A 225-nucleotide genomic window follows, 5' to 3' on the forward strand; every position below is an offset into this window, starting at 1 on the left:
CCAGTCCCTCAGCCAGACTTGCACGCCGCAGCAGCAGTGATGCCAGTTCAGCCGACTCTGCGACATGAATTTCATGCCCGACAATCTTTCGACTGTAAACATCGAGCACCATGTACCAGTAAAAATACAGCCCCTTCACATCTGCCGGCAGCCAGGTAATATCCCAAGCCCACAGACGATTCGGTTCGGTCGCACAGTGGCTTGTAACAACTCTGGTACTCGGTT

At 53.3% G+C, this 225-nt stretch carries 1 pseudogene; it reads right to left on the minus strand.

Annotation, left to right across the window (positions count from 1 at the left end):
- Positions 1 to 225 (minus strand): annotated as a pseudogene (locus ACO0K1_RS20395) (IS3 family transposase); the annotation flags it as partial.

The organism is Undibacterium sp. SXout20W (genome assembly GCF_049340285.1).
GTDB lineage: Bacteria > Pseudomonadota > Gammaproteobacteria > Burkholderiales > Burkholderiaceae_D > Undibacterium.